The following is a 10,122-nucleotide window of genomic DNA, read 5'->3' as shown; positions in this document are numbered from 1 at the left end:
CGACGAAATCATCGACGCCACCCGCGGCCGTTATATCGACGCCTATGAACGGATTTCCGGCTTGAGCTTTGGCGACTGGATCGGCGCGTGACGGAGACTTCGGCCGCAGCCCCCGTGCCGCCTGTCGCAAAGCGGCAGCAGACCCGGCGTGAGCATCACGGGGACGTCTTCATCGATCCTTATGAATGGCTGCGCGACAAGTCCGACCCCGAAGTCATCGCCTACCTCGAGTCGGAAAACGAGTACGTCGACATGATGACGGCAGATCTCGAACCGTTGCGGCAGAAGATCTTTGCCGAGATCAAGGCACGTACCAAGGAGACCGATCTGTCGGTCCCGACTCGGCAGGGGGACTGGTGGTACTACGCCCGTACCTTTGAGGGGAAGCAATACCGGGTTCAATGTCGTTGCCCGATAAGCAATCCCGATGACTGGGATCCGCCGATCCTGGAAGAGAACACCGAAGTGCCCGGCGAGCAGATCCTGCTCGACTCGAACACCGAGGCGCAGGGCCACGAATTCTTCGCGCTCGGTGCAGCCACCGTCAGCCTGGACGGGAACCTCCTGGCGTACTCCGTCGACACCGTCGGCGACGAACGTTATACGCTGCGCTTCAAGGACTTGCGCACGGGCGAGCTGTATCCGGACGAGATCGCCGACATCGGGGCGGGCGCGACCTGGGCGGCAGACAACCACACGGTGTACTACCTGACCCTGGATGCGGCCCACCGCCCCGATAAGGTGTGGCGCTACCGCGTGGGCTCCGGCGAACCTTCGGAACTGGTGTATCACGAGGCCGACGAACGGTTTTGGCTCGGCGTCGGGCTGACTCGTAGCGAGGCCTACGTCTTCATCGCATCGGGGTCCTCGATCACCTCTGAGTACCGGTACGCGGACGCCGCGGATCCGCATGCCCCGTTCACCGTGGTGCTGCCACGGCGCGAAGGCATCGAGTACGCGGTCGAACACGCGGTGGTCGGCGGCCAAGACCGGTTCCTGATTCTGCACAACGAGGACGCGGTCAACTTCACCCTGACCGAGGCGCCGGTCAGCGACCCGGCCCAGCAGCGCACGCTCATCCCGCACCGCGACGACGTGCGGCTCGACGGCGTCGACGCCTTCGCCGGCCATCTGGTGGTCAGCTACCGGCGGGAGGCGTTGCCCCGGCTCCAGGTGTGGGACATCGCCGCCGGCGGGGAATATGGCGAACCTGAGGAGATTTCGTTCGACTCCGAGCTGATGTCGGCCGGTCTTGCCGGCAACCCTAACTGGCGTGCGCCCAAGCTGCGGATCAGGGCAGGGTCGCTGGTCGTCCCGGCACGGGTATACGACATCGACTTCGCCACCGGTGAACGCACGCTGCTGCGCGAACAACCCGTGCTCGGCGGTTACCGCACCGCCGACTACGTGGAGCGGCGCGACTGGGCGATCGCCGACGACGGCACCCGCATCCCCGTGTCCATCGTGCACCGCACCGGTATCGAATTTCCCGCACCGGCTTTGCTGTACGGCTACGGTGCCTACGAGATATGCACCGACCCCAGCTTTTCCATTGCTCGGCTGTCGCTGCTGGACCGGGGCATGGTGTTCGCCATCGCCCACGTCCGCGGGGGCGGTGAAATGGGCCGCCCGTGGTACGAGCATGGCAAGCTGCTGGAGAAGAAAAACACTTTTACCGACTTCGTAGCGGCGGCAAGGCATTTGGTCGACACGGGTGTCACTCGGCCGCGTCAGCTTGTGGCCCTGGGTGGCAGCGCGGGCGGTCTGCTGATGGGGGCGGTCGCCAACCTGGCGCCGGAACTCTTCGCCGGAATTCTCGCGCAGGTCCCGTTCGTCGACCCGCTCACCACCATCCTCGATCCTTCCTTGCCGCTCACCGTCACCGAGTGGGACGAATGGGGAAACCCGTTGCAGGACAAGGACGTCTACTCATACATGAAGTCTTATTCGCCGTATGAAAACGTCGAAGCCAAGCGGTATCCCGCCATCCTGGCGATGACTTCCCTGAACGACACCAGGGTCTACTACGTGGAGCCCGCCAAGTGGGTGGCGGCACTGCGGCACGCCAACGCCAACGGCAGTCCAATCCTGCTGAAGACGCAGATGAACGCCGGACACGGCGGAGTCAGCGGTCGCTACAAGGCGTGGCAGGAGACCGCTTTCCAATACGCCTGGCTATTGGCCGCCGCCAACGCCGACCAAGGCTAGTCGTGCGGTCCCGTCACGCCGATGTCGTTCGGCGGTCGACGGCCTAGTCGTCGGTCGGTCGGACCGGCGCACGCTTCGGTAGGAAAGCCGCAGGGATGATGGTGAAGGCCACCAGCGCGACCGCCAGCACGAAGACCGTCGTGTACGCGTGCGTGAGGTTGTTCAACAGAGCGCTCGCGACGTCGGGTGGCAGAGCCTGGTGCGCTGCTCCCGAGGCATCAGCCGACGGCCCGTGCCCGCCGGCGTTTGACGGCAACGATGCCGCCTTTCCGGCTATGATGTCGTTGCGGCTGATCTGGGTTGTCACGATGACCGCCATCAGGGCGGCTCCGATTGAGCTACTCACCTCGAGGTTGACGCTGACCAGGGTCGTACCCCGGGCGATCTGTTGCGGAGCAAGAGCCTGGACCACCGCAGCGCCCAGCGGGGCGGTGGTGCAGCCGATGCCCAGCCCCATGATCGTCAAGCCGACCAGCAGCGTAGGCATGTAGTCGGCATGCCTGGCCACTCCATAGGCAAAAATGCCCAGGCCAGCCGCTATCAGCGGAAGGCCTATCAACACGACTTTGCCGGGGCCGCGCTTATCCGCATAGATGCCGGCGAGCGGCATGGTCAACGCGGCTCCCAGCGCCTGTGGGACAAGGCGCATCGCAGACTGCATCGGGGTTTCGTTCATTACCAGCTGGAAGTAGCTCGGCAGCGTGAGCCCGGCGCCGACGTAGCCGACGGTGAAAACCAGCAGGGTCAGGTTGGCCTGCGTGACTACGCGGTTCTTCAACAACCTCAAGTCGATGAGCGGGTGATCGGTGCGATACCAGGCGTGTAGTACGAACGCGGTAATCAGGGCAAGGCCAATGATCACCGGTATCAGGACATAGCGGTCGGCTACTGTATGGCGTCCGGGAATGGACGACACCCCGCACAGGAAAATCGCAACCCCCGGCGACAGCAGCAGCGCGCCTGTGAAGTCGAGTGCTTCGCTCGGCTCAGGACGATCTCTCGGAAATAGGATCGCCGCAAGGACAATGGTGGTGATCCCGATGGGCAGGTTGATCAGGAAGATCCACTCCCAGCCGTAGGTGTCAATCACCCAGCCGCCCAGGATGGGCGCGCCAATTGGCGCAAGCACCAGCGGAATCCCACCGATCGCTATCAGGCGACCAAGTCGTTGGGGGCCGGCCTCGCGGGTCAGGATCATCGAACTCAGCGGCATGAGCATACCGCCGCCGAGCCCCTGTATCACCCGGAACACGATGAGCGCCAAGATGTTCGGCGCCATCGCGCACAGCAAGGAGCCCAGTGTGAAGACAAAAACCGCACCCATGAAGAGTCGTTTGGTGCCGAATCGATCGACCGCCCAACCAGTGACGGGAATCACGGTTGCCAACGCCAGCATGTAGCCCGCCATGGTCCACGACACGACCGCGAGGGTGGATCCGAACTGTGCGGCGAAGGTGCGTTGCGCCACGCTGACCACGGTGGTATCGAGCAGCGCCATGATCGTGGCCATCCCACAGACGGCCGCGACACGGAAGAGTGCGGCGTCTAACTTGTCGGGATACTGACGCTCATCCGCGTTTGGTTGCCCGGTGGCGGCACTCGGCACCGGGGGGTCGGACGTCACGGAATCGGCCTTCTGCATGGCGTTGCCGAGCATATCTGTACCCGTACCCTCACGCGGACCCTTTCAGACGTTTGCTTCGGCCCCCGTCTTAATCTGCCGTTTGGGCTTGGTTCGATATCAGCTCACCACCATACCCAGGCCCGTGAACTGGACCCGGGATGGCGTCGCACCATGGCTACTGCCTGGGGTTTTAACCGACCAGCCACGTGCACCCGGGTGCCGCTGTCATGCCTGCTAATGGCCCACCGTTTGGCTCGCCGGCTTTTTTGGCAGAAAAGACGCCGGAATGAACGTGAACGCCACCAACACCACGGCTATCACAAATACCGCCGTATAGGCGCGGGAAAGGTCGTGCACCACGTTGTCCCAAAAGCCGGCATTCAGCGCCTGAGGCGGTATCGCGGACTGGTTCACTGGCACCCCGCTGACAGCGGCTTGCTGCTGCAACGCCGCGAGTTTGTTCGCGGCGACGATGTTCTCGCTCCGATTGAACTGATTGGTCAGGATCATCGACATCAAAGCCGTGCCCACCGATCCGCCCACCTGATGGCTGACGCTCATCAGCGTCGTGCCCCGGGCGATCTGGTGCAGGGTGAGCGCCTGCACCGCGGCGACAGACAACGGCATCATGGTGCAGCCCATCCCGAGGCCCATGATTGTGAGGCCGATCAGCAGCGTGGGCCAGTAGTCCGCCTGCCTGGCCACGCCAACGGCGAACGTGCCCAGACCGGCGGTGATCAGCCCGATACCGACCAGCACGATCTTGCCGGGCCCCCGTCGGTCCACCAATGGCCCGGTCAGACGCATGGTCAGCATGGCGCCGAGTCCCTGGGGGATCATGCGCAGGCCCGCCTGCATCGGCGTCTGATGCAGCACCTGCTGGAAATAACTCGGCAGCAGCAGGCCGGCCCCGAAGAAGGCGCCGGCGAATACCACCATCGTCACGTTGGCGTGGGTGAGCACCGGGTTACGAAACAACCGCAGATCGATGAGGGGATGATCGGCGCGGCGCCACGCGTGCGCGACGAACCCGGCGATCAAGGCCAGGCCGATGGTGGCCGGTATGAGCACGTGGCGGTCGGCGACGGTGCCGCATCGCGGGATCGACGACACCGCGAACAGGAACGTGGCCAGGCCGGGTGACAGCAGCAGCACCCCGACGACGTCGAAGGTTTCCGAACGCGACGGGTGGTCCCGGGGGAAAATGATCGCCCCGAGCGCGATGGTGACGAGTCCGATCGGCAGGTTGATCAAGAAGATCCACCGCCAGCTCGAAGTGTCGATGAGCCAGCCGCCCAGGATCGGGCCACCGATCGGCGCGAGCAGCATCGGGATGCTCAGGATCGACATCAGCCGACCCAGCCGCCGCGGGCCCGCTTCGCGGGTCAAGATCATGAAACTCAGGGGCAACAGCATGCCGCCGCCGATCCCCTGGACCACCCGAAAAACAATGAGCTGCAACATGTTTGCTGCCAACGCACATAGTAGCGAGCCCAACGTGAAGGCCAGCACGGAGCCCAGGAAAAGCCGTTTGGTGCCGAACCGGTCGGCTGCCCACCCGGTGATCGGTATGACCGTCGCCAACGCCAACGTGTAGCCGGTCATAGTCCACGCGACGACGGCCTGGGAAGACCCGAATTGGTCGATGAAGGTGCGTTGCGCGACGCTGACGACGGTGACGTCCACGATCGCCATGACCGTGGCCAGGATGCAGACGCCGGAAATCCGCAACAGGCCGGCGTCGAGCTTGTCGGGATACTCCCGCTCGCCCTCGCCCAGCTGCGGGGCGGGGTCGTAAGGCAGCGGCGTGTCGGCCGCTACGTAAGGGGCCTGATCCATGGCGTTGCTTAGCATATCGAACCGATTCCAGCGCCGTCAGCCCGCGGGACCCCGTTCGGGTGGCGCGCATCCCGCGCGACCAGCGGCCCAGCGGTTCCGATATACGCCTGCCGTCTGCGTGTCCTTCACCATTCCGACACCTGAGATCGTCAAACTGCGGGTGTGGCTGGAAAATTGATCGTCTCGGTCTCGGGGATAGGCGAACGCACCCTCGACGACGTTGAGGCGTTCTGCGCTCAGATGGATGCCCGCAATGTCCCGGTGTCGTTGTTGGTGGCCCCTCGGCTCAGCGGTGACTACCGACTCGACCGCGACCCGCGCACCGTCGAATGGCTGACCGGCCGGAGGTCCGGTGGCGACGCGATCGTGCTGCACGGCTATGACGATGCCGCCACCAAGAAGCGCCGCGGTGAATTCGCCATCCTGCGTGCCCATGAGGCCAACCTGCGGCTGATGGCCGCCGACCGGGTGCTCGAGCACCTAGGACTGCGCACCCGGCTGTTCGCGGCGCCCGGCTGGGTGGTGTCCCCGGGCGTTGTCAAAGCCTTGCCGGACAACGGCTTTCGGCTTCTCGCGGATCTGCACGGGATCACCGACCTGGTGCGGCACACCACCGTGCGCTCCCGCGTGTTGGGCATCGGGGAAGGCTTTCTCACCGAACCGTGGTGGTGCCGGATGGTGGTGCTGTCCGCCGAGCGGATCGCCCGCCGGGGCGGAGTCGTGCGGGTGGCCGTGGCCGCCCGCCACCTGCGCAAGCCCGGGCCGCTGCAGGCCATGGTCGACGCCGTCGACCTGTCGCTGATGCACGGCTGCGCACCGGCGGTGTACCGCTGGCAGCGCGACAAGGCCATTCTCGACGCGGCCTGACGAAGCGTTTCCTCAAACCGCTCGGCGCGGGCACTACCCTGGGCGGACATGAGCGATTCTTCGGCCGGGGGGTTCGGCGCCGACGCCATCATCGTCGGGGCGGGACTCGCGGGCTTGGTGGCCGCCTGCGAGCTGGTGGACCGGGGGCTGCGGGTGCTGATCCTCGACCAGGAGAGCAGCGCCAACCTGGGTGGGCAAGCATTCTGGTCGTTCGGCGGCCTGTTCTTCGTCGACAGCCCCGAGCAGCGCCGTCTGGGGATTCGCGACAGCCACGAACTCGCCCTACAAGACTGGCTCGGTACCGCGGCGTTCGATCGGCCCGAGGACTACTGGCCACGCCAATGGGCGCACGCCTACGTCGACTTCGCCGCGGGGGAAAAACGCCGTTGGCTGCGCGACCGGGGACTGAAGATCTTCCCCCTGGTGGGCTGGGCCGAACGTGGCGGCTATGACGCACAGGGGCACGGCAATTCGGTGCCCCGCTTCCACATCACCTGGGGCACGGGCCCCGCGTTGGTCGAAATCTTCGCCCGTCAGCTGCGGGACCGCTCGACGGTGCGCTTCGCGCACCGCCACCGGGTTGATGAGTTGATCGTCGAGGGCGGCGCGGTGACCGGGGTCCGCGGCACGGTGCTGGAGCCCGCAGCCGCGCCCAGGGGCGTGGCGTCATCACGAACACCCGTGGGGCAATTCGAGTTTCGCGCGCTCGCTGTGATCGTCACCAGCGGCGGCATCGGCGGCAATCACGAGCTGGTGCGCAAGAATTGGCCCAAGCGCATGGGCCGCATACCCGAGCAACTACTCAGCGGGGTGCCTGCCCACGTCGACGGCAGGATGATCGGCATCTCCCAGCAGGCCGGCGCCCGGGTGATCAACCCGGACCGCATGTGGCACTACACCGAAGGTATCACCAATTACGACGCCATCTGGCCGCTGCACGGCATTCGCATCATCCCCGGACCGTCGTCACTGTGGCTCGACGCGGCCGGAAAGCGGCTGCCGGTACCGCTGTACCCGGGTTTCGACACCCTGGGCACGCTGGAATACATCACCAGATCCGGGTATGACTACACGTGGTTCGTGTTGAACGCCAAGATCATTGAGAAAGAGTTCGCGCTCTCCGGGCAGGAGCAGAACCCCGACCTGACCGGGCAGAGCCTGCGTGAGCTGCTACGTAACCGGGCGCGCTCCGGGCCCCCGGGCCCGGTGCAGGCATTCGTCGACCGGGGAGTGGACTTCGTCAGCGCGAACTCGTTGCGGGAGTTGGTAACCGCGATGAACAAGCTGCCCGATGTCGCGCCGCTGGACTACGCCACCGTCGAGGCCGAGGTGACCGCCCGCGACCGCGAGGTGGCCAACAAATTCAGCAAGGACGGACAAATCACCGCGATCCGTGCCGCCCGCGGCTATCTGGGCGACCGGCTGGGCCGGGTGGTCGCACCGCACCGGCTGACCGACCCCAAGGCGGGCCCGATGATCGCGGTCAAGTTGCACATCCTGACCCGAAAGACGTTGGGCGGCATAGAGACCGACCTGGCCGGCCGCGTGCTGAAGGCCGACGGAACGCCGCTGGCCGGCCTCTACGCCGCGGGTGAGGTGGCCGGGTTCGGTGGGGGCGGCGTGCACGGCTACCGCGCCCTGGAGGGCACATTCCTGGGCGGCTGCATCTTCTCTGGGCGGGCCGCCGGACGCGGCGTGGGCGACGATATCGCCTAGCTCGCCGGACGGGGTAGCGCTAGAAGGTGACCGCGTCCTCTTCGGGGAGCACTTGGAAGTCTGTGGTGGTCATCTCGGTGAGCCGGCCGTAATAGATGCCCCGCGCGTCGGGGGCGATGATCCCTTGGTGGATGGGTACGGCGCGCGCCGGTGCGACGGCGCGCAGGTAGTCGACGGCCTCGGAGATCTTCATCCACGGGGCGGCTGCCGGGGTGGCCAACACGTCCACCGGCTCGCCGGGCACGAACAGCGCATCACCGGGATGCATCAGCCTGGCCCGATGATCGCCGTCGCCCACCAGGAACGAAATGTTCTCTATGACCGGGATTTCCGGGTGAATGACGGCGTGTTTGCCGCCGACGGCGCGCACCGTCAGTTCACCGATCCGCAGTTCGTCACCGACGTGCACCGCCTGGCACGGCGCCCCGAGCTGGGCGGTGGTTTGCGGATCGGCATAAAGCGCCGCGCCCGGGTTGCCCTCGAGCAGGGCCGGCAGTCGGGCGCCGTCGACGTGGTCGGGGTGCTGATGGGTGATCAGGATCGCGGATAAACCCGATATGCCCTCGAAACCGTGCGCGAAAGTCCCAGGATCGAAGAGCACTCGGGTGTGGTCGAATTCTGCAAGTAGACAGGAGTGGCCGAAATGCGTCAGTTGCATGTTTACGATTGTGCCCTGACGGGAGAGTGATGCCGATGCGGGTGATCCTGGCGGCCATGGCGGTGGTCGGCGGCCTCGCGGTGGCGTTCATCGTCGCGGTGCCCGCACATGCCGAGCCGCAGGCCTGCCCGCCCGTGTGCGACCAGATCCCTGATTCCGCCTGGATCCAGCGCCGGGCCGTGCCGCTGGACTCCGTTTACGGCTGGCCCCCGCTCGCCGGGCTCGCGGCGCAGGTTACCGGCGCGGCGCCCGGGCCTCGATTCCGATTCGAGGAGCTGTGCGCCACAGCCCCGGTGCCGCGGGACCCCCGCGACTCGGCCGTCGTGGCGCGCGCCGCCGTCGCGCATCCCGACGGGCAGTGGCAGCTGCAGGCGCAGATCCTGCACTGGCGCGGCGATACGGCCAGCGGCGGCGCCCTCGCGTCTTCGGCGTTCAGCACCGCCGTCGCCGCGCTGCGCTCCTGCCAGCAGCGAACGCCGCTGCAATCCCCGTCGATCACCACCGACGAAACGAACCGGATGGCCGCGGTGATCAGCGGTCCGATCGTCATGCACACGTACCTGGTCGCCCACCCGTCGAGCAGCACGATCACCGAGCTGACGCTCTGGTCGTCGGCGCCGCCGCAGGTTCCGTGGCCCGCCATGGCCGACGACCCGGTGCTGAACGCGTTGACCGCCCCCCTGTGCGAGGCCTACATTGCGTCGTGCCCGTGACGGCCGAGCTGCACTTTCGCCGGTAGAGTTGGCGCGGGGACAAATCTGAGGAGGAGCGCCGGTGGCCCGGGTAGTCGTTCATGTGATGCCCAAAGCGGAGATTCTCGACCCGCAGGGTCAGGCGATCGTCGGCGCGCTGGGCCGACTCGGTCATCCGGGGATCTCAGAAGTCAGACAAGGCAAGAGGTTCGAACTCGAAGTCGACGAAACCGTTGACGACTCGGTCCTCGCCGACATAGCAGAGACGCTCTTGGCGAACACCGTGATCGAGGACTGGACGATCAGCCGGGAGACCCGGTGACCGCGCGGATCGGCATCATCACGTTCCCGGGAACCCTGGACGACGTCGACGCCGCCCGGGCGGCGCGGCGTGTCGGTGCCGAGGCCGTCAGCCTGTGGCACGCCGACGCCGACCTCAAGGGCGTCGACGCCGTGGTGGTGCCCGGCGGTTTCTCCTACGGCGACTACCTGCGTGCGGGGGCGATCGCCAGGTTCGC

The 10,122-nt window shown here is 66.1% G+C and carries 9 protein-coding genes; 6 read left to right on the top strand and 3 right to left on the bottom strand.

Annotated elements, in window-relative coordinates; translation table 11 throughout:
- The first annotated feature begins 87 nt into the window (after positions 1-87).
- Complete coding sequence (locus tag A5704_RS08840) at positions 88-2,208, top strand: S9 family peptidase (RefSeq protein WP_067888548.1); 2,121 nt, start codon at positions 88-90, stop codon at positions 2,206-2,208.
- A 43-nt stretch (positions 2,209-2,251) separates the two neighbouring features.
- On the opposite strand, the gene A5704_RS08835 is transcribed toward A5704_RS08840, so the two are convergent.
- Together A5704_RS08835 and A5704_RS08830 are read right to left on the bottom strand one after the other, a co-directional pair.
- Complete coding sequence (locus A5704_RS08835) at positions 2,252-3,865, bottom strand: DHA2 family efflux MFS transporter permease subunit (RefSeq protein WP_067888545.1); 1,614 nt, start codon at positions 3,863-3,865, stop codon at positions 2,252-2,254.
- Between the two features lie 201 nt (positions 3,866-4,066).
- Positions 4,067-5,686 (bottom strand): DHA2 family efflux MFS transporter permease subunit, encoded by a 1,620-nt coding sequence (locus tag A5704_RS08830; RefSeq protein ID WP_067888542.1) that lies wholly within the window; start codon positions 5,684-5,686, stop codon positions 4,067-4,069.
- 147 nt (positions 5,687-5,833) lie between these two features.
- Between A5704_RS08830 and A5704_RS08825 the strand changes: the two genes are divergently transcribed.
- Positions 5,834-6,538, top strand: a complete 705-nt coding sequence (locus tag A5704_RS08825; RefSeq protein WP_067751842.1) for a DUF2334 domain-containing protein — start codon at positions 5,834-5,836, stop codon at positions 6,536-6,538.
- Between the two features lie 48 nt (positions 6,539-6,586).
- A complete protein-coding gene (locus A5704_RS08820) occupies positions 6,587-8,254 on the top strand; it encodes an FAD-binding dehydrogenase (protein WP_067888539.1) in 1,668 nt (555 codons plus the stop codon).
- A 19-nt stretch (positions 8,255-8,273) separates the two neighbouring features.
- Here the strand turns inward: A5704_RS08820 and A5704_RS08815 are convergent, their stop codons facing one another.
- Positions 8,274-8,912, bottom strand: a complete 639-nt coding sequence (locus A5704_RS08815) for an MBL fold metallo-hydrolase (protein WP_067888535.1) — start codon at positions 8,910-8,912, stop codon at positions 8,274-8,276.
- Between the two features lie 29 nt (positions 8,913-8,941).
- Between A5704_RS08815 and A5704_RS08810 the strand changes: the two genes are divergently transcribed.
- The 3 genes from A5704_RS08810 to A5704_RS08800 all read left to right on the top strand — a co-directional run.
- Positions 8,942-9,625, top strand: a complete 684-nt coding sequence (locus A5704_RS08810; protein ID WP_067751833.1) for an ATPase — start codon at positions 8,942-8,944, stop codon at positions 9,623-9,625.
- A gap of 61 nt (positions 9,626-9,686) precedes the next feature.
- A complete protein-coding gene (gene purS / locus A5704_RS08805; protein WP_067751830.1) occupies positions 9,687-9,926 on the top strand; it encodes a phosphoribosylformylglycinamidine synthase subunit PurS in 240 nt (79 codons plus the stop codon).
- A partial coding sequence (locus A5704_RS08800) for a phosphoribosylformylglycinamidine synthase subunit PurQ (RefSeq protein WP_197499040.1) occupies positions 9,923-10,122 on the top strand: 200 nt, incomplete at its 3' end. The genes purS and A5704_RS08800, both read left to right, overlap by 4 nt.

This window comes from Mycobacterium sp. E735, assembly GCF_001666955.1.
Lineage (GTDB): Bacteria > Actinomycetota > Actinomycetes > Mycobacteriales > Mycobacteriaceae > Mycobacterium.
Note: the sequence above shows the minus strand (reverse complement) of the source record. Positions and strands in the feature narration are given on the sequence as shown.